Annotated in this window: 21 protein-coding genes; 17 read left to right on the top strand and 4 right to left on the bottom strand. The window is 57.5% G+C overall.

Translation table 11 applies throughout. The features are described 5' to 3' along the window. Positions 1-85 precede the first annotated feature (85 nt). Positions 86-1,153 carry a porin gene (locus tag NCR39_RS13030; RefSeq protein ID WP_250452539.1) on the top strand — a complete coding sequence of 356 codons (1,068 nt, stop codon included), beginning with the start codon at positions 86-88 and terminating at the stop codon, positions 1,151-1,153. A 58-nt stretch (positions 1,154-1,211) separates the two neighbouring features. On the opposite strand, the gene NCR39_RS13025 is transcribed toward NCR39_RS13030, so the two are convergent. Continuing rightward, positions 1,212-2,174, bottom strand: coding sequence for a LysR family transcriptional regulator (locus NCR39_RS13025; protein WP_250452538.1), 963 nt, complete (start codon positions 2,172-2,174; stop codon positions 1,212-1,214). Positions 2,175-2,538: 364 nt separating this feature from the next. Between NCR39_RS13025 and NCR39_RS13020 the strand changes: the two genes are divergently transcribed. The 12 genes from NCR39_RS13020 (at position 2,539) to NCR39_RS12965 (ending at position 15,631) form a co-directional block, all read left to right on the top strand. Further along, positions 2,539-3,489 (top strand): 3-carboxyethylcatechol 2,3-dioxygenase, encoded by a 951-nt coding sequence (locus NCR39_RS13020; protein ID WP_250452537.1) that lies wholly within the window; start codon positions 2,539-2,541, stop codon positions 3,487-3,489. Between the two features lie 30 nt (positions 3,490-3,519). Next, complete coding sequence (locus NCR39_RS13015; RefSeq protein WP_250452536.1) at positions 3,520-5,034, top strand: 4-hydroxyphenylacetate 3-hydroxylase family protein; 1,515 nt, start codon at positions 3,520-3,522, stop codon at positions 5,032-5,034. Positions 5,035-5,075: 41 nt separating this feature from the next. Next, the gene (locus NCR39_RS13010) at positions 5,076-5,597 is read left to right on the top strand and encodes a flavin reductase family protein (RefSeq protein WP_250452535.1); all 522 of its coding nucleotides are present in this window, start codon (positions 5,076-5,078) and stop codon (positions 5,595-5,597) included. 29 nt (positions 5,598-5,626) lie between these two features. Further along, positions 5,627-6,466, top strand: a complete 840-nt coding sequence (mhpD, locus tag NCR39_RS13005; RefSeq protein WP_250452534.1) for a 2-keto-4-pentenoate hydratase — start codon at positions 5,627-5,629, stop codon at positions 6,464-6,466. A 12-nt stretch (positions 6,467-6,478) separates the two neighbouring features. Then, positions 6,479-7,432: an acetaldehyde dehydrogenase (acetylating) gene (locus tag NCR39_RS13000; protein WP_250452533.1), complete on the top strand. Its 954-nt coding sequence runs from the start codon at positions 6,479-6,481 to the stop codon at positions 7,430-7,432. After that, positions 7,429-8,466 (top strand): 4-hydroxy-2-oxovalerate aldolase, encoded by a 1,038-nt coding sequence (dmpG, locus tag NCR39_RS12995; RefSeq protein ID WP_350029671.1) that lies wholly within the window; start codon positions 7,429-7,431, stop codon positions 8,464-8,466. The genes NCR39_RS13000 and dmpG overlap by 4 nt, the downstream gene beginning before the upstream one ends. An 86-nt stretch (positions 8,467-8,552) precedes the next feature. Next, a complete protein-coding gene (locus tag NCR39_RS12990; protein WP_250452532.1) occupies positions 8,553-9,896 on the top strand; it encodes an MFS transporter in 1,344 nt (447 codons plus the stop codon). Positions 9,897-10,044: 148 nt separating this feature from the next. Next, positions 10,045-11,796: an FAD-dependent monooxygenase gene (locus NCR39_RS12985; RefSeq protein WP_250452531.1), complete on the top strand. Its 1,752-nt coding sequence runs from the start codon at positions 10,045-10,047 to the stop codon at positions 11,794-11,796. A gap of 83 nt (positions 11,797-11,879) precedes the next feature. Then, the gene (locus NCR39_RS12980) at positions 11,880-12,749 is read left to right on the top strand and encodes an alpha/beta fold hydrolase (RefSeq protein WP_250452530.1); all 870 of its coding nucleotides are present in this window, start codon (positions 11,880-11,882) and stop codon (positions 12,747-12,749) included. Positions 12,750-13,034: 285 nt separating this feature from the next. Next, positions 13,035-14,021 (top strand): ABC transporter substrate binding protein, encoded by a 987-nt coding sequence (locus tag NCR39_RS12975; RefSeq protein ID WP_250452529.1) that lies wholly within the window; start codon positions 13,035-13,037, stop codon positions 14,019-14,021. An 18-nt stretch (positions 14,022-14,039) separates the two neighbouring features. Continuing rightward, a complete protein-coding gene (locus NCR39_RS12970; protein ID WP_250452528.1) occupies positions 14,040-14,984 on the top strand; it encodes a ketopantoate reductase family protein in 945 nt (314 codons plus the stop codon). 101 nt (positions 14,985-15,085) lie between these two features. Next, entirely contained in the window at positions 15,086-15,631 is a 546-nt protein-coding gene (locus NCR39_RS12965) for a MarR family winged helix-turn-helix transcriptional regulator (protein WP_250452527.1), read from the top strand. Between the two features lie 33 nt (positions 15,632-15,664). On the opposite strand, the gene NCR39_RS12960 is transcribed toward NCR39_RS12965, so the two are convergent. After that, a complete protein-coding gene (locus NCR39_RS12960) occupies positions 15,665-16,858 on the bottom strand; it encodes a cytochrome P450 (protein ID WP_250452526.1) in 1,194 nt (397 codons plus the stop codon). Positions 16,859-17,203: 345 nt separating this feature from the next. Here NCR39_RS12960 and NCR39_RS12955 point away from each other — a divergent pair, with 345 nt between their 5' ends. The 4 genes from NCR39_RS12955 (at position 17,204) to NCR39_RS12940 (ending at position 22,202) form a co-directional block, all read left to right on the top strand. Continuing rightward, positions 17,204-18,286: a porin gene (locus tag NCR39_RS12955; protein WP_250452525.1), complete on the top strand. Its 1,083-nt coding sequence runs from the start codon at positions 17,204-17,206 to the stop codon at positions 18,284-18,286. A gap of 61 nt (positions 18,287-18,347) precedes the next feature. After that, a complete protein-coding gene (locus NCR39_RS12950; RefSeq protein ID WP_250452524.1) occupies positions 18,348-19,637 on the top strand; it encodes an MFS transporter in 1,290 nt (429 codons plus the stop codon). Continuing rightward, a complete protein-coding gene (locus NCR39_RS12945) occupies positions 19,634-20,824 on the top strand; it encodes a CapA family protein (protein ID WP_250452523.1) in 1,191 nt (396 codons plus the stop codon). The genes NCR39_RS12950 and NCR39_RS12945 overlap by 4 nt, the downstream gene beginning before the upstream one ends. Then, positions 20,817-22,202, top strand: coding sequence for an MmgE/PrpD family protein (locus NCR39_RS12940; RefSeq protein ID WP_250452522.1), 1,386 nt, complete (start codon positions 20,817-20,819; stop codon positions 22,200-22,202). Before NCR39_RS12945 ends, NCR39_RS12940 begins: the two co-directional genes overlap by 8 nt. Positions 22,203-22,641: 439 nt before the next feature. Here the strand turns inward: NCR39_RS12940 and NCR39_RS12935 are convergent, their stop codons facing one another. Together NCR39_RS12935 and NCR39_RS12930 are read right to left on the bottom strand one after the other, a co-directional pair. After that, positions 22,642-24,024, bottom strand: coding sequence for a UvrD-helicase domain-containing protein (locus NCR39_RS12935; protein ID WP_250452521.1), 1,383 nt, complete (start codon positions 24,022-24,024; stop codon positions 22,642-22,644). Between the two features lie 16 nt (positions 24,025-24,040). Then, positions 24,041-25,750 carry an ATP-dependent nuclease gene (locus NCR39_RS12930; protein ID WP_250452520.1) on the bottom strand — a complete coding sequence of 570 codons (1,710 nt, stop codon included), beginning with the start codon at positions 25,748-25,750 and terminating at the stop codon, positions 24,041-24,043. Positions 25,751-25,816 lie beyond the last annotated feature (66 nt).

Below are 25,816 nucleotides of genomic sequence, written 5' to 3'. Positions count from 1 at the left end.
CTGCGCATAAACACACACCTCAGAACATGCCCACTCTTCATGAGTCGGGCTAAGGCACGTTTGTGCCCATAAAAAAGGAAGCACCATGGATAAGAGACTGCTTATATCCGCTCTCGCGGTACTGCCATTGCAGTCATATGCTCAAAGTTCCGTCACACTCTTCGGTCTTCTCGATGAAGGTGTGACATACGTCAGCAACGCAGGTGGCCATTCACTTGTACAGATGGCCTCAGGAATTCAAGCGCCTAACTTGCTTGGTTTGAGAGGAACGGAAGACCTCGGCGGTGGCTATCAGGCGTTCTTCGTCTTGGATTCTCAGCCGGACATCAACACAGGTAAGCAGAATGGAGGCGCCTTCACGGGGCGAGAGTCATATGTTGGATTGGCATCTCCGTTTGGCACACTGACCTTGGGCCGGCAATTCGATTACATGTTCGATAACCTATCGATTGCGCGCTGGGGCCACCAAATTCCGTTCGTCAGCCTTTATCAATTGCCAGGCGGTCCATTCGCTAAGTTAGGCGCCCCTCTCGGCACGTTCGACTACACCCGAATCGCCGGCGGCGAGGCCACGCCCAACGCCATCAAGTTCACGTCCAAGACCTATGCCGGCATTGATTTCGGCGCCATGTACGGCTTCAGCAATCTGGCCGGCCAAACTGGTAGTAATAACCTGATGAGCTTCGGGGCCAACTACAACAACGGACCCTTACGCCTGAATGCCGCATATACTTACTCGAAGGAGGATGGCATCGACGACGGCCATTCAGGTATTCGCAACTTCGGCTTCGGTGGGCGCTACGACTTTGGAATGGTGGCGCTCGATGTGCTGTACACAAACACAAAAAACACGCTGACTAACGGCCACGTCGACAGCTACGAGGCGGGCGGCTTGATTACGTTCGCGCCGGACCTGTTTCTTTACGCAAACTACATTTATGCGAAAGGCAACGAACAGGTGGACAACAGCCACTCGAATCAGGCTGGCCTGACGCTCGACTACTTGCTCTCGAAGCGAACCGACGTTTATGTCAACGCCATCTTTCAACGCGCGAGCGGTGGCGGAGCCGTGGCCTCAGTCAACGGTACGTTTGCGACATCGAGCAGTCAGAACCAAACTGTTCTCCGTCTTGGTATGCGAACGCTCTTTTGATGATTGGTGCGACTACTCAACACTTTATAAGTGTCGAGTAGTCGCTTGAAGTCCAAATTCAAGCTTCTTCGTAAAGTTCAACAGCGGTGGGCTCTGCTGATTTTCTCAGTCGCTCTGCTCCCAGCCAGATTCCGCTCTCCACAATCTCGTCGACCAATTGAAACACGAGCCTTTGCCCTTCACGCACGGCTTGCGAATGCGAGCGTGCCGTGTTCTCGCAGAGAGCCCATGTCATATATGCGCCGCGAATGGGGGTCCAGGAGACGGATTCCTCCCACTGCGCATTACCGCTCACCGCGCAACACGGGGTCACAGTATCAACAAGCCCTTGGCGCGCGAGCTCCATTGACAGGTGCATGGCGTCGACTTCGAAAAGAGTCTTGAATTCGAATCCCCGTCGCGACATGGAATTCTCAATCGTCGAGCGTATAACGTTTGGCTTCCCAGGAAGTGCCAGGTTCAAGTTATCCAGCTTTGATAGTGCGACGGGCTTATCGGGATGCAATCCGCAGTCTTTCTTCCCGACCAGGATGAGCGGTTCCCGGATGAGCGGTGTGTGGATGTACCCCTGAGGAGGCGAGCCCTCGAATGGAACGATGGCGAGGTCCAACATCCCGGAGTGCATCACTTCGCGCAACTCGTGACTTGCGCCTTCGTGAACACGCAAGGACACGCCTGGGTATTCGGCAACCAATCGCGGGATGTATTGCGACGTGAAGAGGTAACGCCAGGAGGGTGCCATGCCGATGGAGAGTTGCCCCGCTGCGCGGTCACCGACCTGCTCGACCAACTTTGTTAGTTGTCGGAGTATCGGACGCGCCCGTTCCAGCAACAGGGTCCCTGCGTCCGTGAGCATGACTCCGCCTTGCGTACGGGTGAATAGCTTGGCGCGAACCTGATGCTCAAGGAGTGCGATGTGCCTCGAGAGCGCTGGCTGCGAAAGCCTAAGGTCGGTCGCCGCTTTGTTGATGCTTCCAAGCTCGGCAACTCGCAAGAAATACTCAATCAGTCGCGAGTCCACTTCAGTCTCCGTTAGGCCCCTTCTGTGCAACCTCGGGCCATGTTATCCACAAAACGATTATATGTCCGAGGTATCGCTTGGGTCGCGTAGGGTTTTTCCCGAGACGCTGTCTCACAGCTTAAGGGCGACTTCATCGACATATAAGCTTCTGATTGATATGAGATTTAATGACAAATATAAGGGAAAACGCGGATAACCATTTTTCGGATGTCCTTTATATAAAAATCGCATTATTCGGATAACAAGCGCCTCGCTACTATTTCTCCATGGTTTCAAGCAGAACCGCTTCCTCGTGAGTTGGACTCTGCGGCACACCTTCGTGAGCGTTGGTGTGAATAACAAACATGAAATTAGGAGACGAGCCGTGACACTGGCAGTCCTGTGTGCATCCCATACGCCGCTGATGCAAGACGGAGTGGCGACAGACGGAGTCCGAGCCGAGGTGAAGCGAGGCTTCAAGGCTTTGGCGGAACGAGCAGAGGCGTTTGCGCCCGACATGCTCATTCAGTTTGCGCCGGACCACTTCAACGGCTTCTTCTACGAAGTCATGCCGAGCTTCTGCGTCGGCATTAACGCGAACTCCCTTGGTGATTGGGACACATCGGAAGGTCCGCTTCACGTCATGTCGGATGAAGCGCTGCAGCTCGGCGAGACGCTTCTCCATGACGGCTTGGATGTCGCAGTCTCGTATCGCATGGAAGTGGACCACGGCTTCGTGCAAATCTGGGAGCGCATGTTCGGAAACTTCAATCGGTTTCCGACGATTCCCATTTTTATCAATTGCGCGGCACCTCCGCTGCCTACCTTTAAGCGTGCGCGGCTGCTCGGCGAAGCAGTTGGCAGGTGGGCGTTGGCCTCCGGCAAGCGAGTTCTAATTTCTGCCTCTGGCGGTCTGTCCCATGACCCGCCCACACCGAGCATCGTTACCGCCCCCGACGAGGTGAAGGAACGCCTTATCAGTGGTCGTCACCCGTCGAAGGAAGTCCAGAACGCGCGCGTCGAGCGGGTGCTTGCGGCCGGAGCGCGAGCGGCGACAGGTACGACGGAAATTCTTCCGGTCGACCCGGCGTGGGACGCGTCTTTCATCGAGCAATTGCAAAGCGGCAACCTCGAGGCTTTCGACAACATCCCTATGACAGAGATTCGTGCCAAGGCGGGCCGCGGCGGCCCGGAGGTACTCGCATGGGTTGCGGCTTTCGCGGCTCTGTCGGTTCAAGGGCGTTATCAAGCCGACCTTCTTTACTACGAAGCCATTCAAGGCTGGATTGCCGGCATGGCGATGATGTTCGCGGAACCGAAAGCAAACAGCGCATAACGCACGAGCACATAAACAGGAGATAACGGCATGGGTATCCGTACAGGTCAACAGTTCATCGATGGATTGAAGAACCGTCCGCGTGACGTTTGGGTCCGTGGAGAACGCGTCACCGACGTCACGACGCATCCGGCGTTCAAGGGCGCGGTCGAACAGCTCGCAGCGTTGTACGACACGCAGCACGACCCGGAATTACAAGACCAGGTGACCTACGTTGTGCCGGAAACGGGTGAGCGAGCAGGTTTGGCGTTCATGCCAGCAACGTCCGCAGAGGACTTGCGCAAGCGTCGTGAAGCGTACCGCATCTGGGCCGAAACGAACTTTGGTCTGATGGGCCGTTCGCCAGACTTCATGAATGTCACGTTGCTCGCCTTCTGGGAAGCCCAGAAGGATTTCGCAAAGGGCGGTGAACGCTTTGGTAAGAACATCGTGAAGTACTACGAGTACATTCGCGACAACGACCTGTTCCTCAGCCACGCGCTCATCACGCCTCAGAACGACCGCTCGAAGCAGTCCTCCGAGCAGGCCAACATGCACCTGCGTGTCGTGAAGGAAACGAACGAAGGCATTTACGTTAGTGGCGCCCGTATGATTGCGACCCTCGGGCCGGTCTCGGACGAGATGATTATGTACAACCTGCCGCAATTCAAGGCAGGCGACGAGGACCACGCGCTCATCTTCGCGGTGCCCACGGACATTCAGGGCTTGCGTCAAATCTCACGCGACCCGTATTACGTCGAGCACCACGACACCTATGACCACCCGCTGTCAACGCGCTTCGAAGAGAACGACTCGCTGCTCATCTTCGACAATGTCTTCGTGCCGTGGGACCGTGTTTTCTGCTACCGCCAGGTAGAGCTGTCGAATCAACTGTACTCGCACACAGCACTGCGTAACCATACTGCGCACCAGACCAACACGCGTGCGTTAGTCAAGATGCAGTTCTCGGTCGGGCTTGCCATCGCTGTCGCGAAATCCATCAAGGCCGACCAGTTCCTGCACGTCCAGCAGATGCTGGGCGAGCTCATCGGGTACGTCGAACAGGTGAAAAGCGCCTTGGTCCGCTCGGAGTACGAATCCGAGCCATCCGACGTAGGCACGGTTCGGCCTTCGCTCGCACCGCTGCAGGCAATCCGCACCATGCTGCCGTACGCCTATCCCCGCGTGGTCGAAGTGCTGCAGACCATCGGTGCTGGCGGCTTCATGCTCATGCCGAGCGGCGCCGATTTCCGTGCCCCTGAACTGTCCGATGACCTCGCGTTGTACTACCAAGGCGCAGGCGGCATGCCTTCGGTCGAGCGCGTGAAGCTCTTCAAGCTCGCGTGGGATTTGGCCGGCGAGGCGTTCGGCCAGCGACTGGTCCAGTACGAGCGTTACTACGCAGGCGACCCGGTACGCAACCTCGCAATGAACTACTTCGCAGGCAGCCGCAATCCCGACATGCAGCGTTTGGTCGACAAGGCTCTTGAATTGGCCGGAGACCCCGTTGAGCCAACCGTCGCCGCGACGCAGAGAAGAGCCGAACTGGAAGCGGAACTGAACTGAAGAAAAGGCTAGCAGCAACTCGTTCGATGACGGAGAGAAACATGTCGGAATCCAGTAATCACGGCGAGACGCGGAGCCTCGAAGCGGATGGCGTGGCCTTCCGGCATGCGCTTGGTCATTTCGCCACGGGCATCACGGTGATGTCGACTCGAGACGCGGAGGGCAAACCTTATGGCGCAACGGTGAGTTCGTTTTCGTCGCTGTCGCTCGAGCCCCCGCTCATTCAATGGAGCCTTACCACTCGGTCGTTCTCGTATCCCATCTTCAGCCAGGCAAGCCACTTCGCCGTCAACATCCTGGCCGCTGACCAAGAGGAAGTATCGCGCACATTTTGCAAGCCCTTGGACCGATTCGCACTCGTCGAATCGTACGAGGGCATAGAAGGACTGCCACTCGTATCGGGTTGCCTCGGCTGGATTCAATGCAGCCTTGAACGACAAGTCGAAGCCGGTGACCACACAATTTTCATCGGTCGAGTCATCAGCGCCCATGTGTCGAACAAGTCGCCGCTGCTTCATTGGCGAGGGACATACCACCCGCTCGAAGTAGACGCCGTGTCCTGAGTCAACGCGAATATCACGAAGGAAAATCCATGTCTGATGCAACTCTTGAAACGCCCGCCTCTGGCACCGTAGATGTCGAAGCACTTGCGGCAGAACTACGCCGTTGCTTCGAAACCGGGGAAACGGTTTCCCCGCTGCGTGACCGCGTCGCGCAAAACGACATCGACACCGCCTACGCCATTCAGGACGCGAATACGCGGTTCTACGAATCGAAAGGCCGCCGATTGGTCGGTCGCAAGATTGGACTTACATCCAAGGTCGTTCAGGCGCAACTCGGCGTCGACCAACCGGACTTCGGGATGCTGTTCGCCGACATGGCTGTCGGCGAAGACGAACCCATCGAAGTCAGCCGCCTTCATCAGCCGAAAGTCGAAGCAGAGGTTGCGCTCATCCTCAGCGAGGACATCAATCTCGAATCCCCCACTGTCGCGGACATCATCCGCGCTACGCAATACGTCGTTCCTGCTCTCGAGATTGTTGGCAGCCGCGTATCGAAATGGGACATCCGCATTTTCGATACCGTCGCAGATAACGCTTCGTCCGGAATGTACGTCCTTGGCGGACCAGCTCGAAGAATCGAAGACCTCGACCTGCGGGGACTACAAATGAAGATGACCCGCGAACGGGCGAACGACGAAGCCAGCACTGGTCCGAATGTCGTATCCGCCGGCAGCGGCGCGGCATGCCTGGGTCATCCCCTCAATGCAGCAGTGTGGCTCGCGGGTGAAGTCGCTCGCCGTGGGCGACCTCTGAAAGCCGGTGATGTCGTGCTTACCGGCGCCCTGGGACCGATGGTTCCGGTTTCCGTCGGCGACACCTTTGTCGCTCAGATGTCGGGGCTCGGCGAAGTCACGGCGAAATTCGTTTAACGAGGTTAGCTCATGTCCAAAACCAAAGTAGCCATCATTGGGTCCGGCAACATCGGCACCGATTTGATGATTAAAGTCCTCCGTCTTTCCGATGTCCTCGAGATGGGCGCTTTCGTCGGCATCGACCCCGAGTCGGACGGTCTCAAGCGTGCTGCACGCATGGGTGTTCCGACCACAGCAGAAGGCATTGACGGTCTCGTCAAGATGCCGAACTTCAATGAAATCCAGGTCGTCTTCGACGCGACTTCTGCCGGGGCGCACAAGAAGCATGATGCAGTTCTGCAGTCGCACGGCAAGCGCGTTATTGACTTGACACCTGCAGCAATCGGCCCGTACACGGTGCCATGTGTCAACGGGGAAGCGAATCTCGATGCGCCGAACGTCAACATGGTGACATGCGGCGGCCAAGCGACGATTCCTATTGTTGCTGCAGTCAGCGCTGTCGCGACCGTTCACTACGCAGAAATCGTGGCGTCCATCTCTTCACGCTCGGCTGGCCCCGGTACGCGCGCAAACATCGACGAATTCACCGAGACGACCTCGCAAGCCATTGAGCGAGTCGGAGGTGCGAAGCGTGGCAAGGCCGTCATCGTTTTGAACCCCGCTGAGCCTCCGCTCATCATGCGCGACACGGTCTACTGCCTTTGCGAAGGCGCCGACGAAAACACGATTGAAGCGTCTATTCAATCCACGGTCGACAAGGTTCGCGCATATGTGCCGGGCTATCGCCTGAAACAGCGTGTCCAGTTCCACCGTTATACGAAGGACAACCCGCTCTTCATTCCAGAAATGGACCAGACCTTTGTCGGCATGAAGGTGACGGTATTCCTCGAGGTCGAAGGCGCTGCCCACTATCTGCCAGCTTACGCGGGCAATCTCGACATCATGACATCTGCGGCGCTTTCGACCGCAGAGCGCATCGTGCGCCGCCAGTCGCATGAGAACAGCAAAGCGGAGGCGCTGTGAGCAACGAAACCAATTCCAAGTTGTATATCCAGGACGTGACTTTGCGCGATGGCATGCATGCCATCCGTCACCAGTACAGCCTGGACCAGGTTCGCACGATTGCGAAAGCGCTTGACCTCGCAAAGGTCGACGCCATCGAAGTCGCGCATGGCGACGGTCTGGCCGGCTCCAGCTTTAACTACGGCTTCGGTTCGAATACCGACTGGGCGTGGATTGAAGCAGTCGCCGAGGTCATTCAGCACTCGAAGCTCACGACGCTCCTTATTCCGGGAATCGGAACAGCACATGACCTGAAGCGCGCCTACGAAATCGGAGTTCGCTCGGTACGTGTCGCAACGCATTGCACCGAAGCCGATGTGTCGAAGCAGCACATCGAGTACGCGCGCTCGTTGGGCATGGACGTCTCGGGGTTCCTGATGATGTCGCATATGGCCCCACCGGAAAAGCTGGCCGAGCAAGCGAAGCTGATGGAGTCCTACGGCGCTCACTGCGTCTACGTGACGGATTCCGGTGGAGCAATGACGATGGACGACACGGCTGCACGCTTCCGGGCTTACGACAAGGTCCTTAAACCCGAAACTCAACGCGGCATTCACGCACACCACAACCTTTCTCTCGGCGTCGCCAATTCGATTGTCGCGGTCCAGAACGGCGCGATTCGTGTGGACGCTAGTTTGACTGGAATGGGCGCTGGTGCCGGCAACGCTCCCCTCGAAGTATTCATCGCCGCAGCTGACGCGCATGGCTGGAGTCACGGCACGGACCTCTATGCGCTGATGGACGCCGCTGAGGAAATCGTACGCCCACTCCAGGACCGTCCGGTTCGCGTTGACCGTGAAACGCTGAGCCTCGGATATGCCGGTGTGTACTCGAGCTTTCTTCGCCACGCAGAGGCAGCGGCTAAAGAGTACGGCCTCGACACTCGAACGATTCTCATTGAATTGGGTCGCCGAAAGATGGTCGGTGGTCAGGAAGACATGATTGTCGACGTCGCACTCGACCTTGCCCGTCAAAAGCAGGAGGCAGCGGCCTAACTGCCCGTTGTGAAGAGAGCGCCTGGCTTCAAGGCCAGGCGTACAGAACATAAAAAGAAATAAAGAGAATCCGTTTGGAGGAAGACATGAGCAGCATGCTGAGTCCGAAGTACGTCCCCGATGGCGTTAAGCGCACGGCGTACCGAAAAATCTGGTGGCACATCATTCCGTTGCTTTTTGTGTGTTACGGCGTTGCATTCATCGACCGTATCAACATCGGCTTTACCAAGCTACAAATGAGCGAATCACTGCATATCGATGCCACGTGGTACGGCATCGCAGCGGGTGCATTCTTCATCACCTACGCGCTGTGCGAAATTCCGAGCAACTTATTCCTTTCTAAGTGGGGTGCCCGGAAGACGTTTGTCCGAATCATGTTTTTGTGGGGATTGGCCACTGCGGCGACAGCCTTTATCTCAAGCGTCGGTCACCTCATCACTTTGCGCCTCTTAGTCGGCGCCTTCGAGGCCGGCTTCCTTCCTGGCATCGTGCTTTATCTGACGTACTGGTTTCCCTCAGCGATGCGTGCTCGTGTTACGGCTGTCATTTTCGTTGCGAACGCCGCCGCCGGCGCGATTGCTGCGCCGATTACGGGTTGGATTCTCTCTGCACTTAACGGCGTATGGGGTCTGGCTGGATGGAAGTGGGTCTTCATTGTCGAAGGCCTGCCTGCATGCGTGCTTGGGATTGTCACGTTCTTCGTGCTCCGTGACCGGCTCGATGACGCGGAGTGGCTGACCGACGAAGAGAAAGCTGCTGTCAAGGCTGACCTCGCGTCGGAGGTGGTCGTTCAAGCTGACCATTCTGCGGGCCTTGTTCGCCAGATTCTCGCCAACCCGCTGAACTACTTGGTCGCATTCCTCTTCTTCACGGCTATCTGCAGCAACTACCTGCTGTTCTTCTGGTTGCCGACCATTGTTAAAGAAAGCGGCGTCGCATCTTTGGTCAATGTCGGCCTGCTGACAGCGATTCCGCTAGGGATGGGCTTCGTCGGCGCTGTCGTCCTGAGCTGGAGTTCCGACAAGCTCAAGGAGCGGCGTTGGCATCTCGCGCTCTGCTTCTGCCTGATAGCTCTCGGGCTCCTCGCGGCCATGTCGACCAAGAACCTCGCACTGATGCTGACTGCATTCGCCGTTACCAGCTTCGCGACCGGCGCGAGTGGTCCCTTGATTTGGTCTATTCCCCCTGGCTATCTCAGCCAAAAAGCGGCTCCCGTAGCCCTTGCCTTCATCAGCACCCTCGGCAATATCGGCGCCTTCGCAAGTCCGCCGCTCCTCGGCTACATCAAGACGGTGACGGGAAGCCTTTACGGCGGCGTTATTGCCATCGCAATCCTGTCTGCTATCGGCGCGCTCTGTATCGCCTTCGCTTTCCCGGAGCGAGCCGTCCGAGTGAGAGACAAGCACCTCGACGGTCTCGGACAGGTGTAACGACATGAGCATCCTTGCGGCGTATCTCCGCAACGGTGCCCAAGCCAGGGTAAAGACGGCACATCCGCTGTGTAAGCGTGCGTGCAACCAGTGGCAAGTGGCCATGGATGCAGTTTTCAAGAACTTTTAAGACGTACAGGAAGAGACTATGGACACCTCCACTGAATTCGATACCGACGTAATTATTATTGGGTCGGGCCCTATGGGCGCCACAACTGCACTGGCCTTAGCAACCTACGGTATTCGCTCGCACATTATTTCGCGCTGGAACTGGTTGGCCGACACCCCGCGAGCCCACATCACCAATCAACGAACCATGGAGGTGTACCGAGACCTCGACATCGAAGAGGATGTCATCCGCAATTCGACGGCTTGGGACCAGATGGGCGACAGCCTCTTCACGACTTCGTTGGCAGGGGAGGAGCTCATTCGGCACCGTGCTTGGGGAACCGGCGAGGAGCGCCACGGCGATTACGTGAAGGGAAGTCCCTGTCCGATAGTCGACATCACCCAGCCGAATATGGAACCGATTCTGCTAAACAACGCAGCAAAGCGCGGCGCCGGATTTTCTCCGAACACCGAGTATCTGGGTCACACCCAGGACGCGGATGGCGTGATTGCGCAGCTGCAGGACCGTCTGTCCGGACGCGAATACACGATGCGCGCCAAGTACTTGGTCGGCGCCGACGGTGCGCGCTCGAAGGTGCTCGAAGAACTCGACCTGAAGATTGAAGGCGAAATGGCGCGTGCCGGCACGGCGTACGTCATCTTTAATGCTGACCTCTCGCAGTACGTGCAGCATCGTCCCAGCATCCTGCACTGGATTGTAAGCCCGCACGCCAGCTTCGGCGAAATCGGTCTGGGTCTTTTGCGCGCGGTCAAGCCGTGGACCCAATGGATTGCCGGCTGGGGGTTCGATATTTCGAAGGGCGACCCGGATTTGAGCGAGGAAACGGTGCTCGAAAAGATTCGAGTCCTCGTCGGTGACCCTAATGTCGAGGTCGAAATCGTTCGAAAGTCGGTTTGGTACGTCAATCAGGCATACGCCACTTCCTATTCGCGCGGCCGCGCATTCTGCGGCGGCGATGCGACCCACCGGCATCCGCCATCTAGCGGTCTCGGTTTGAACACCTGCGTGCAAGACGCCTTTAACTTAGCTTGGAAGTTGGCCTATGTCTTGAACGGCTACGCAACTCCGCAGTTACTTGAGACCTATTCGGACGAGCGAGCACCGGTCGGAAAGCAGATTGTGCTCCGCGCGAATCAGTCCCGGAAAGACTACGCGCCCATCAAAGCGGTATTCAGCGTCGACGGAGCAGAGAACCCCGTCGCTGCCGGTATCGCACGATTCAAAGACCCTGGTCCCGAGGGCATGAAAGCGCGCGCTGCCGCACAGGAGGCGCTCGAATTGAAAAACAAGGAATTTAATGCTCAAGGAGTCGAAATGAACCAGCGCTATTCGTCAAGCGCCGTCGTCGACGATGGGTCAGCGCCGGAGGCGTGGGCGCGAGACCCCGAGCTTTATCTGCAGCCGACGACGCGCCCGGGTGCGAAGTTGCCGCATGCCTGGCTGGTGAATAAGGCTGGCGACCGAATCTCGACCCTCGATGTCGTGGGCAAAGGAAAGTTCACTCTTGTGACTGGCGTTGGCGGCACGGCTTGGGCTGACGCTGTTGCGAAGTTGGACCTTCCCTTTCTCAAAACCGTCGTCGTCGGCTCTGAACGCTATCAAGACCCGTACTGCGATTGGCAGCGTCAGAGAGATATCGCAGAAGCTGGAGCGCTGCTTGTGCGTCCGGACGGATATGTTGCTTGGCGTCAAAGCGCGAACGTCTTCGATACCGCCGAAGCTTCGAAGTTGCTGCGCGCTGCTCTCGAGGCCGTTTTGGGCAAAGCATAAGTCTTCACCTCGGGAATGTGCCGCGGCATCGTGCGCTTCACATTCTTGAATTCCACTAATCCTGTAATGCAGAGGCATTGAGAATGAGCACGCAAACAGAATTGACCGAAGCAGGTACGAGCAAGTTGGCCCGCATCAAGGAGGGTGACCTCGACCTGCAGATTCACTACAACGACATGGGCAAAGGCCCTCAGACCGTGGTGATGCTGCATGGCTCAGGCCCCGGCGCGAGCGGGTGGGCGAACTTCAACCGCAATCTCGAGCCGCTGGTTGAAGAGGGCTACCGTGTCGTGCTGATGGACTGTCCGGGCTGGAGCAAGAGCGACCCGATTGTGAACAAAGGCTCCCGCTCCGAGCTGAATGCTAAGGCACTGAAGGGTCTGCTCGATGTGCTCGACATCCGGAGCCCGGTTCATATCATCGGCAACTCGATGGGCGGTCATAGCGCCGTAGCCTTCGCCTTGGCAAACCCGACTCGCGTTGGCAAGCTCGTCTTGATGGGTGGCGGGACTGGCGGTCCGAGTCAGTTTGTGCCGATGCCGACAGAAGGCATCAAGCTGCTGAACGGGCTCTATCGTGAGCCGACCATCGAAAACCTGAAGCGCATGATGAATGTGTTCGTGTTCGACACGAGTAATCTCACGGAAGACCTCTTCAAGACGCGTCTGGACAACATGCTCTCGCGCAAGGAGCATCTCGAAAACTTCGCGAAGAGCCTCGATGCGAATCCCAAGCAATTCCCGGACGTGGGCCATCGCCTTGCCGAAATCAAAGCACCGACGCTGGTGATTTGGGGGCGCGACGACCGGTTCGTTCCGTTGGACGTCGGTCTTCGCCTTGTTTGGGGTCTGCCGAACGCTGAGCTCCATGTGTTCAGCAAGTGCGGCCACTGGGCGCAGTGGGAACACGCCGACAAGTTTAATCGCATGGTGTGCGACTTTTTTGCGCACTAAATTCGGCGTTCCAAACTCGGTGTTCGCTTATGGAAGACCGGGTCGTCTCTCCCGCATTTCGAAACTTTCGGAGCCACTGAGCTCGTTGAGGACCACGACCGCTCGATGCGGTCGTGGGCTCACTTCTATCAGGTCATCGGAATTTTCCGTCAAGGAGCTAGTCGCAATAGGTCGCAATTAGCCACAGACGGCAGTCGAGCGCGACGCTTATTTCGCTGTCTCGACTGTCGGCGGCTCCAGCCCGGCAGCAAACCATCAACGTGACTTTCGCATGGCGGTCCTATCGTGAAATCGCTTATTACACGCGCGTGCTTTATCGCAACCATCATCGGTCTATCGTCGTGCTCCAGTACCAAACCGACGGCAACCTCATCGCCTACTCGCATCGGTTTCGTGGCCGGCGCCGGTGGATTCCAGAAGATGGCCGTTACAAACCAGGCTTTTTTTGACACGCTTGCCGAGGCGGGCTATTCCGATGGCGGTAAGCTCGACGTCGTATTCCGAACGGCTGATGGTGACATGGCGCGAATGCCAGCCTTGGTCCGCGAGGTCCTCGACCAAAACGTCAGTATCCTGGTCGTGTCCTCATCTCCCGGTTGTGCTGCGGCGAAGGCCGCGACCACAACCGTGCCTGTCCTGTGTATCTCAGTTCAGGATGACCCCGTAAAAGCTGGGCTGACCCGAGAAGTCGCGAAAGCAGATGGGAATGTTGTTGGTGTATACAGCTACCTGCCTGACGGTATCCCACAGCAGATGGATTGGCTCGGTCGGCTTCGACCCGGGGTCAAGACATTTGGCGTGTTGTTCAATCCGGAAAATGCAACACACATCCGCTTGCTTTCGGAGTGGTCAGAGCTCGCCAATCGACGTGACTTGAAGCTGGTCAAGATGCCCGTAGTAAAAGCGGCCGACATCGAGCCTGCCATCAAGTCGGCAGTTGACCAGCACTGTCAGATTGCGATTGGCCTGCTCGGCGCGGACACCTACGCACTGAGGAAAGAAATCGCCGAAGCCGCACGAGCACAGAACTTTCCGATTGCAATGGATACCCCTGGCGGCTACACGCAACTCGGAGGCGTCGCGGTAATCGGCGTGGATATCGTGCCGCTTTATCGAAAGGGTGCGCGTGAGCTGATGGTGCCAATGCTTCAGGGGACGTCCCCCTCACAGCTCTCATGGCTTGGTCCTGACCGAGTATCGGTGAGCGTGAACCGGACGGCGGCGCAGGGCTTCAGCATCGCTGTCCCAAGCGGTGTCGACTCTGTTCAGTGAGCATAGGCGGCGAGCACCATGAAAATTCTCATCATTGGCGCGGGCGCTGTGGGTACCTACTTCGGAGCAGCGCTTGCGATGGCCGGCCACCAGGTGACTTTTGGTGTTCGCGATGCCAGCAAGAGCAGTATCGACCGCGAGGGCCTACTGTTAACGGGTCCTCGCGGCGAGTTTCCTGTTCGAGGCGTGTCACACACTTCGGACCCCCGGACGGCGATAGATATGGACATCGTGCTGTCCACCGTGAAACTTTACGACGCAGCATCGAGCGCTCGCCAGTGGCGCGTGTCATTAGAGTCATCTGGTGTCGCAATCTGCCTGCAAAACGGAGTAGATGGCGTCGAGCGGATGCTTATGTCTGCGCCCGATTCGACCGCCATTGGCGGCATCGCGTTTGTGTCCGGAAGCTCGAACTCTTCAGGCAAAGTGAAATACCTGTCGGACATGTCGTCGTTGACCGTGGGGACGACGACCATTGAAAAGAATGCGACATTGAAGGCCTTCGTCGAAAGCTTCGCCAATGCGCCTAATCCGTTGAACGTGCGAATCGAGCAGACGGAGGATATAAGACTTGCTCAATGGCAAAAGTTCCTAGCCTTGGCGACCAACGCTGCATTGACCTGTCTCGTGCGACTGGGCGCGGGAGCGATTTACCACGACCCGACATTGATAGAGCTCGCTCGAAGGTCAATCAGAGAAATTTTCGATGTGGGTCGCGCCGAGGGCGTGCCTTTGTCATACGCTGACAAAGAATTCGCGGTCGAAATGCTTCAAGGCTTACCGGCCGATATGGTTGCTTCGATGCATCACGATTTGCTCTCAGGCCGTCGTCTTGAACTCGATGGCCTAAGCGGTCACATCTGTCGGAGAGGACGCGTCCACAACATTCCTACGCCCTTTCACGATTTCGCATACGGTTGTCTGAAGCCACACATGGATGGCGGCAGTACTGGCTTGTTCTGACCGCGAGGATTCTCCCATGTTCCCACGCCGTTGCTCTGCTATATTCAATTTCGGAGTCCGGCGATGGTCGATGTTGATTCGGCCGACCAAAGAGGAGCGGTATGAAGGGAAAGAACGAAGCGCGAACGGCTGTGGCTATCAGTGATTCACTGGAAGCAGAAGAAAGCGTGCAGTACGGCTTTCTAAGGTCTAATTTCCCGTTCTCCATCCGATTGCTGCGCGGCTTTGTGCGCCGTGAAAGCCAACGTATCTTCGATGAGGTCGGCATCCTGCCGGGCGATGCCAGTGTGGTCGCAATACTCGCGTTGAACCCTGGCATCACCCAGACAAAGCTGTGCGATGCGTTGCTGCTCAAGAAGTCCCAGCTTACCGTCACTCTGCGCGGGATGACGGAGCAAGGCCTGGTCATACGCAAGGAATCGGCTGCGGACCGACGTATCAATACGCTCAAGCTCACGAAGAGGGGCGAAAAGCTCTGGGACGAGCTTCGCCGGCGCGTCGACCAGCATAACGAGCTTATTCTGTCGCCGCTGTCGAATGCGGAGCAGAAAACGCTCTATGAACTCTTTGACAAGATAATCGACGGCTTCGAGACGCGGAGCATGCCTGGCGAGGTCGTTGCCTTGTACAACGACTATGGACAGTAAAGCCTCTTTGTTTGCCCTACCGCCCCAATCACGCTAGTTCTTCGGAAAGAGTCGCAAAGGCGTTGATGAAGGCCCGAACTCTACCCAATCAGTCATCTTCACCTCCCCCCCGAGCTTGAACGAGCTCGTCAACGCCAGAAGCGCGCCGATGCCGATTCGCAACTCGAGCCGGGCCAGTGAAGATGCGGGACATTGATGCGCTCCGCGCCCAAATGCAATGTGTCGATTCGGCTGCCGGTTCATATCGAACACGTGCGGATTCGGAAACACGGCCTCGTCGCGGTTGGCAGACGGGAACATCATCGTAATCGCCTCCCCGGCTTTAATCTGACGGCCACCAATTTCGACATCGTGTTTGGCCGTGCGCGCGAAGACGCGATACGGTGCGTACATTCGAAGAAACTCTTCAACAGCACGCGGCAGCAACTCCGGTGACTTCCGAAGCGTCGCCTGCAGCTCCTGGTCGCGCGCGAGGTGCACCGCGATGCTCCCGAGTACGGCTCCGGGTGCCGCTTGGGCTGCGGACAAAACTTGGCGGATGCTCGCGACGACAAGTTTCTCCGAGATGGCCGGTCCTCTTTCTCCAGCAAGCAACAGTGCGGATACCAAGTCCTCATCTGGATTGAGCAAGGCTTGCTTGCGCCCATCGACGATTTCGCGAGCAATCGCGTAGAGGTCCGTGCTCGCTTGAACCATCTCCTCTTGATTCATTGAAGTCGTTGCTCGGTAGTAGCGCACTCCGACCGAGCGTGCGCGCAGCATCATATCGAGCGGCAGAGAGAGGATTTCGCCGAAGGCGTGTGCCGTAAAGTACTCTGCAAAGTCCTTCGTAAAGTCTGCATGACCTTTGCTTACAAGCGGCACCAAAAGCTCGCTCGCATAGTTCTGAAGGGACGTCTCGAGTTTGTCGATGCGGGATTTACGAAAAATTCGATTGATTGGATTCCGGAAGGTCGCGTGCTCCGGCGGGTCAAAATGCAGCGGCGGCCGCGGCCCGTCCTTTCGAGTCACGCGTGGAACAATGTTCTGCTCGGCTGTGCTGAACGAATCGGTATCTTCTTGTAGCCTGATGACATCATCATATTTGAAGAGCGCCCAGAATCCACCGAACTCGTTGCTGTGTGCAACGGGGCACTTGGCTCGCATCTCCGAATAGTACACATGCGAGTTGTCAAAAGTCTCCTCGTAGAGAGGGTTGAATTCTGATTCCGTTTTACTTTCTTGCATGACGTGTCTCCGAAGCTGCGACCGACCGCTCAAGGCACGACTGTTCGTCGTGCAGTTGTATATAGGTCGGCATGTCTCATGTTTCCGCTCGATGTATCAGTTCTGCTGCACCACATCGCGGCCCGCGTGCTAGGGGCTTTCCCGATATGTCGAAACTGGATTCGTGTCATCCAGTTTCGACATTAGCTAACCCCTACCGTTGGTCCTAGTATAGCAATCGTTAAGAATGTTAACGAATTTATTTGAAGCAACGGCTGGCAGGCTTGACGACACGTACTGGACAGGGGAACTCGCAGATTCCTCGTTCGGGAAGATTAGAAATAGGCGAAATGGCGGAGACACTCAATGAGAAAGAAAGCAGTTGCGTTATTGGCGTGTGCCTTCTACGGAAGCGCGTCTTACGCGCAGAGCAGCGTCACCTTATACGGCGCAATTGATGCAGGTCTGACCTACACTTCAAATCAGGCCGGGCACAGCAACACATTCTTCCAGTCGGGTGTGAACAATCCTGACCCTTGGGGGTTCAAGGGCGTCGAAGACTTGGGTGGAGGCACGAAGGCCATATTCAAGCTCGAGGGCTATTACAACCTCGGGACGGGTGCAATGAGCGGCGGGGGCATCTTTGCGCACCAAGCATGGGTCGGAATTCAGAATGACCGCTGGGGTACCGTTACGGCCGGAGACCAATACGACTTCATGCTGACCTCGTTGGCATCCAGACGTTGGGGACCAATGATTCTCTACGTGTCGCCTTTCATGACGCAGGCAGGGCCGTTCGCGAAGCTTAATGCGCCAGGGCCGTTCGGAATGTTCGACTTCGACCGCACCGCAGGGACGGTCCGGATGAACAACTCCGTGATGTATCAGAGTCCGGTCATCAACGGGCTGACGGCCGGCGCCATGTACGGCTTTGGAGGTCAGCCTGGCTCGTTCGGCCTGAATAGTTCTCAGAGCTTCGGTATCGACTACGCGAACGGCCCGCTAGCGCTTGACGCCGCGTACACCTACCAAAAGTATCCGACCATCGCCAACGGCAGCAAAGGGATTCGAAATTTTGGCTTTGGCGGTCGCTACGCGATTGGGAAAAACTTCGTCGACGCGCTCTACACGAACACGGCCAACACAGATAACGGTGCACGCATCGATGTTTACGAAATTGGCGCACTGTTTCCGATGGGCGCCGCGCTGAACCTGCACGTCGAATACCAGTTCATGCAGGGTAACAAGGTGCTTGATGAGAACAAGGCGCATCAAGTCGGTGCCACCCTCGACTACTCAATCACGACTCGGACTGGTATCTACGCCAGCGTTCTGTATCAGCACGCGAGCGGAGACGGTCCCGCAAACGCATACATCATCGGGATGTTGGGTCCTTCCTCATCGGGCAACCAGACAGCAGTCCGCATAGGCCTGAGAACACGATTCTGACCTTTCGTGACGTGCGCGTTCATACAGCCGTTGCCCATGTGTTTGCAGATAGGAGACAAGAATGACCTTAGAAGCGACTACGTTACGGAAGTTGAGAATTCGTATCGTCTATTTTGTGTTTTTGCTTTACATGCTGTTTGCGCTCGACCGCGTAAATATCAGCTTTGCCGCACTACAAATGAATAACCATCTCGGGTTTGACGCCAAGACCTACGGGATGGGCGTTAGCATCTTTTATGTGAGCTATCTCGCGTTTCAGTTGCCCAGCGCCATGCTCATCAAAAGGCTTGGAATCAAAGTCTGGCTCGGAGGTTCGCTTGTGCTCTGGGGACTTCCGTCTGCAACACTGGCATTTACGAACAGCAAGGAGATGTTCTTTGTGCTGCGGTTCATCCTCGGCGTCGCCGAAGCCGGGTTTGGGACGGCCATCATCTACTACCTGAACAATTGGTTCCCGAAGCGCTACCGCGGAACGGCGATTTCGAGCACATTCATTGCAGCGCCGGTCTCCGTCGTTATCGGAGCTCCGCTGTCCGGCTGGTTCCTCTCATTCTCCGGCGCAGGACTGGCAGGCTGGCAGTGGATGTTCCTGCTTGAAGGAATTCCGACTGTGCTGCTAGGCATAATTTCACTCTGGTACATATCCGACAGGCCGTCCGAAGCGTCATGGCTCACAGATGACGAGCGGAAATGGTTGGCCGAAGAAATTGAACGTGAGCACAACACAGTTCGCGCGGCAGGCGGAATCGAGTCACTTCGCTCAGTCTTTTTAAGCGCACGCGTCTGGGCCGCTGCGGGAGCACTGTTTTCGCTGATTCTTGGATTCACTGGCATGCTTTACTGGCTGCCCTTGGTGCTCAAACAGGTCTCGAAACAGAGCGATTTTGGCGTGAGCTTGCTCAGTGCCATCCCGTGGGTTGCGATGGGACTTGGAATGTACTTCAATGCTCGCCACTCGGACCGAGCTCAAGAGCGGCTTTGGCACGTAGGCGGGGGCATGTTTGCAGCAGCGGTAGGTTTGACGATAGGTGCCGGTGCGCCGGCGCCTTACAACATGCTCGGACTCTTGATTGCGGGCTGTGGCATCGGAGCCGCGCAGGGTATCTTCTGGACCATCCCGTTAGGCTTTCTGAGCGGCTCGGCTGTAGCCGCAGGATTGGCCCTAATCAATGTTGTTGGAAACAGTGCGGGTCTCATCGGTCCCAACATCATCGGATGGCTGCGCCAGGCCAGTGGTTCATTCGTGCAACCGACTCTGTTCCTCGCGGCTGCGATGGCTGTGGGCTTCGTGTTGTTGCTTCCACTAAGAAAGCCCCTTGGAGCCGTCGTAGTTCCGGAGGCCGGACGATGAGTATCGTGATAAACAGCGACGTCAATAGCGACCTCGTGCTTCTGGCGGTAGGCGATGTGGGGCCTTGTCGAGACGACCCGACAAGCATCTTTGACGATGTACGTGAAGACATGTGTGGTGTGGACATCGGTTTTTGCCAACTCGAGGTCAACTTGTCCGACCGCGGTCAACGACTTCCTCAGGTTCGGCATACGACGAAAGCGAGTCCCGATACGGCCGACGCAATGCGCGAATGTGGCTTCAATGTCGTCTCTGTGGCCGGCAATCACTGCATGGATTGGGGGCGCGATGCGTTTGACGATACGCTCGCGGCCTTGCGCAACGCCGGCATTTACCCAGTTGGCGCCGGTGCGAACATCGCGGAAGCTCGAAAGCCTGTCATCGTCGATTGCAAGGGAACGCGAGTTGCCTTCCTGGCCTACTGCAGCATATTGCCCGAGGCTTTTTGGGCAGACGAGAATCGCGCCGGGTGCGCGCCTATGCGAGCCTGGACCGTTTACGAGCAGATTGAGAAAGACCAGCCTGGTACGCCGCCGAGAATCCATACGTATGCGAACCGTGACGACCTCGCGACGATGCGAGCAGACATTCGGGCTGCCCGCGAGTCAGCCGACGTCGTCGTAGTATCAATGCATTGGGGAATTCACTTCATTCCGTTCACGATTGCGGACTACCAGCGCGAGGTCGCGCATGCGGCAATCGATGAGGGCGCAGATATCATCCTTGGGCATCACGCACACATCTTGAAGGCCGTAGAGGTGTACCGCGGCAAGCCGATTTTCTACAGCCTGTGCAACTTCGCGCTCGATGTTCCGCTGTCGCCAAAGATAATGGCAAGCAAGGCTTTCAGAGAAATCCAGTCCCTTAACCCGGATTGGAACCCAGACCCGAACTGCTCGTACACCTTTCCGCCCGATTCGCAATTGACCGTAGCGGTTCGAGCTGTCATTCGAGAGCGGCACGTGCTCGACGTATCGGTGCTTCCTGTTTTTATCAGCACGCACTCTCGGCCTAGCTTTCTGGTGGCGGCAGACCCACGCTTTCATCAAGTCATGGACTATCTGAAGCGCGCGAACGCATTCGCCGGATTCGATGTGACGTTCGAGGTGCAGGAGGGGCGTCTCCGACTGGTACAAGAGCAGGACCGTGCTGGCTCTAAAAGTGAGTTGGAGACCGCCAATGGATGAGTCTGTCATCCTTGCCCGTCACGTTGCCGCGACCCGTTTTGAGGCACTCCCCGCGGAGGCTGTACGTGCTGCGGAATTGAGCTTGCTTGACGCGCTCGGGGTCATGTTTGCTGCAACGGGACTGGCTGAAGCTTGCCTTCCTTTTTCCAACTTGGCGCGCGCCTCCGGTGGTCACCGTCACAGTGTGTTGCTCGATTCAGGGGTGCGAGTACCGGCAACGGCGGCCGCACTGGCGAACGGTGCGCTCGCGCATGCGGTGGACTTCGAGGATACACATGACGGTGCCGTGCTCCACCCCAACGCGTCGGTCATTCCAGCTGCGATGGCAGTCAGCGGAATGCTCGCAGGCGCGTCTGGCAAGGACCTCCTGACTGCAATCGCGGTCGGTGCAGACGTAGTCTGCCGGCTGGGCCTTGCGTTGAAAGTGAATCCGCATGACAAGGGTTGGTATCACCCGCCTATGCTTGGGGCGTTCGGTGCCGCTGCCGCGGCAGCGAGCATGCTTCGACTGACGCAGGAGCAAGTCGTCGCTGCCTTCTCACTCGCGATGAGTCAATCAGTCCTCACCTCGCAGTTCGAGTCCGATGCAGCATCATCCATCCGCGCGGTCCGAGACGGATTTGCTGCGCAGGCCGGAGTGGTCGCTGCGCTTTTGGCACGGGACGGAGTTAACGGATTCGCTCAGCCATTCGAGGGGAGCGCTGGATGGTTTGCGATGTACGCGGATGGCCAATTCGACGGTGATTGCATACGACATGCGCTCGGCGAGCGTTTCGAGGGGGCATACGTAGGTTATAAGCTCTGGCCGTCCTGCCGCGGCACGTATCCTTTCATTGAAGCCGCGCTGAGGCTTCGCGAGGAAGGCGTGTCACCTGAACGCGTGGCGCAAATTGAGCTAACGGCTTCGCCGTTGACGGAAATGCTGTGCGAGCCGTTCGAGCAAAAACAACGGCCAGCTACCGCAATCGACGCGAAGTTCAGCATTCCCTTTACGACAGCAGCAGCCCTGATAACTGGGCAAGTCGGCCTCGACACCTTCGCGACCGAGCGACTCAACGACAGCCGTCTTCTGTCTCTGACGAAGAAGATGAGCTATCGGATTGATACGAGTAGAGACTTTAAAGCCGCGCTAACCGGCACAGTCCGAGTCGTTGCCATGGATGGAGGCACGTCGTCCGTGACTGTCGAGCGTCCGCGCGGGAGCGTCGAGAGCCCAATGACCGAGACGGAACTGCGGGAGAAGTTCTACGACTGCTGCAGCTACCATGCCGTGCCAATGACGCGCCCCGAGGCTCAGAGAATCGCAAACACGGTGCTGAATGTTCGATGGCTTGATAAGTTGGAACCGTTGTGGGAATGCCTTACCCGAGCGCAGTGACATGGTGCCACGGAGGCACTTGAAGGACCATATACAAGGAGACGAAGATGATTGGACATAGACTGGCAGTCGCGCTGGCGCTCATGACTGGTGCCACCATCGCCGCCGCACAGCCGCCCCAGAATCCGAAGCCACCGAGGCAGGCGGGCGCGAGCGCTGCTCAAAGCGACACTCAAGGCTGGACACCGGGAGCACCGCTTCCGCCATCTCGAAAAGCAAATATTCACCGTCCGAAGTTCGGGAAAAAACCCAAGGCGGCTTCTGCAGCAGGTTCAAACTAACGTCGGCATTCGGTGAGCCGCGAGAGAGGTTGGAAGGCATCTCTCGCGCGCTCGTCCGCAAGAACATTTAATCTTGTTGGCTATTAAGATAAAAAGAGCTTAGTCCCGGATAAAGAGGCTCTGTCTAAAACCTAGAAGAAAGGAGCTTCTTACGAAAGCTAGATAGTGAAGCGCGAATTCGGTGACAGGACTTTGATTGAACGCGTAGCCCGAGTCAGGGCGACATACCAGTGCTGACGCGAAGTGCAAGCCTCGGGCGTGACGACGACGTGGTCAAACTCGAGGCCTTTCACGAGCAAAGTGCTACCGACCGAACGATTTCGAATAATTCGACCCCGCTCTCGTCGGGCGTTCGCAATTTGAAAAGCCGCGTCGTCCAGATGAACTTCAGGGCGCTCAATGCAGTGCCTGAGGGCCGCGCCAACGCAGTAGGAAAGCTCGGGACGGACCACGGTGACGCCGGCCTCGCGTTCGATGCAAGTCAGGAAGTCGAGCACGCTGCTGAGCGAATTCGCTCGCGCGATGGAGCAAAGCGCTACTTCGGCTGGAGTCGCGGGGACTCTCACTCGCTCGGGATTGTTTAGCAGACTTTCTGCTCGTCGACTCTTGGCTGCGACGTCAGCTCCCGAATACACCGTGCCGGCGAGTGTCAGAACAGCCTGCATGCGATTGCCACCTTCGAGATTTCGTAGCGCAGCATAAAACTCTCGCTCGGTTCGACCACCGACTGGCTCGACCGTCGTGGCGCCCATGGATTTGGCGAGGTCTGCCCGCTGCGTATCGCTCACGCTTGAATGAATTGCGCTCAGCGTGTGACCGTCCTCCATGCGTACCGCGCAATGAGGGGCAAGCTCGTGCGCAGGTGACCGCCGTGTTTGCCTCCACGTCAGACATTCAGGCGCGCCAGTTAAATCGAACCTTCCGGCCCGGAATTCGTCTCGACTTCTGATGAGCCAAGCGCCCAAATCTGGATTGCCCGCGGCAATCCAGCGATAAGGGGTGGCAAGACGCCCCGCCAGCGGAAACCGGGCGAGCGTGTCCTCATCCCAGTCCGCCAGTTCGCCTGGACGAAAACCAAAGATTGCTTGCAACGGGTCGCCGAACACATAGCACCGCAGCGTCAAGGCTAAGGCGCAGACGAGGCGATGGTGGTCGCGCGTGCAGTCTTGGTACTCGTCGACGAGGACGCCGGCGTATGACGCACGCAAAATGCTCGCGATGGCGCCATTCTCGACAAGATGGGCAGCGGCCTGGATGACCGCGCTCCAGTCACGGTCAGCGGCGGTCCACTCCCGCGGCAGTCCCGAGCCTACCGGATACGCCATTGCGTATCGGTGAGCCCATGCTGATAAGGTGTCTACATGCCATTTGTCGGCGGGCACCCCGAGGCGGCGCAGTCGCTTTCGAATGGCATCGACGCCGGCCACGGTGTGAGTCAATATGAGCCATCGCCCCGGCACATGCCGTGCGACCAACGCAATCTGCTCGGTCTTTCCGGTACCGGCCGGTGCCTCGATGGCACCACTTTGCGATGCCATCATCTGCCCCACTGCAGCTTCAAGCATCCGCTTCTAACCAGGTGAAAATACGGACAAGGTGGTCATCGGTCGTGCCGCCACCGACAAGGGACCAAGGCGCGAGCAACGTTTTGCCAATCTCGAAACACAGGTCATAGTCGCGCTTCACCCATTTCTTCGAGTGCGCGAGCGTGCCGAGTTGGCGAAGCTTGTCTCCGTCATCGAGATGCTCATCAATTTCCTCTAGCGACTCGAACTTCGTTTTCGCCATCGTGGAAATCTCGCCGATGATGCGCTCTTCGCCAATTTCGCGGGCGGCGAGCCGGAGCAACAACCGGCGAGTCTCGATGGGAGTCCCGAGGAACATCTCCTGTTCAGTGCAGCGGTTATCACCCCATTCGAAGTGGCTAACGCCGGCCGCACTGAGGGCAGCCTGCTGCGCGGCACTCGGCGGGGCGTCACTGTCTGTGAGCAATCCCGTGCGGTATCCGAGGCGACGAAGATGCACAGCGACATCTGCAGCGGATGAGCCGCCACCGTCGACAAGCGCGACATTCTTTGCCTGAAACTGCCTATCGGTGCCTTCCGCGTATCCCTTCAGCAGTGCGATTTCGGTCTGCCCCTCACACACGAGAACGGAACGAGCAAGTAGTGCCTCGCCTTTATCACGGACGTACTGCTTCGAAGCAAGGACTGGCGTCGTGCTGCTGCCGACTGCCCTCACCGTGACGCTTCCATTACCGGCGTCGCGGCGGCACAGGTACACCTCGCTGAATCGAACCTCTCGCAGAGTCGTAGTCGAATGGGTGGTCAAGAAAACCTGACCGCTTGCCGCCACACGCTTCCGAAGATGGCTGATAAGCAACGAGATGCGATGAGGTTCGAGCCCGAATTCGAGCTCGTCGACGAGGAACAGGTGTCGGCCTGCCGAGTCCGCGCTCTGGAGCGCCGCGACTGCAAGGCGCGACGAACCTGTGCCCATGCATCGAAGGGGCACGTTTCCATCGTGAAGAGCAACACCACTCGCGTTCGTCGAGAAGCTCGTGTGGTCGAGGTTTGCGGCAAGCTGAGTCCGCACATCGACACCGAGGCGGGAGATATTCGGTGCAACTGACTCGATGGTGTTCTTGAAGGTCTGAGCGCTGCGTTGAGCAAACGCGTCGCGCGCGTCGCGCAGCAACTCGTTCAGAACCGCCGGCAGGCGCTCGGGGTGTTCTCCGACCCGCGACAGCGCTGAACCGCGCCCCCACGACAGGTGTCGGTCGGCGTACACGCCGAGACGCGCCGGAGCCATCTGCTTCCGGTCGGCGAACTGGACTCGTCTGGACTTGTCGGTCTTGTCATGATGATTGGGGATAGACCAAACGGGCTCGAGTGTCTCATCAACTTCCAGCGTGAGCGTCAGCGCAGGACAAAATCCTTCGGCCTCGGCCGGCTCGGGCCGCCACTCCTCAGTCTCGGCTTTCCATCCACCGAGCATGAGCCCGTACTTGTTGTCACGTAGAAGCTCGTCGGGGAGGTTCACGACGACGGCTGCGATGCAGATATGGTTGGCCGGTGACGCGTCGAAAAAATCGAGGTCGTCGAAAGCGACGTTATGCCGTTCTGTGAACAACAACTCGACTGCGTCAAGAATCGTCGTCTTCCCACTATCGCCCGGGCCGATGAGGCAGTTGACGCCAGGTTGCGGCGTCCAGGTCAGCTCGATGATGCCTCGAAAGTTCTTGATGTAGATGGATGCGATATGCACGTCGGTCTCTCCGCCGATACCTGCTGGATGCAGGTTTATGTCGGCATCGACTATATAGGTTTACCG

The sequence above is a fragment of the Caballeronia sp. ATUFL_M2_KS44 genome (genome assembly GCF_023630965.1).
Lineage (GTDB): Bacteria > Pseudomonadota > Gammaproteobacteria > Burkholderiales > Burkholderiaceae > Caballeronia > Caballeronia concitans.
This window is presented reverse-complemented; position numbering and strand designations above follow the sequence as displayed.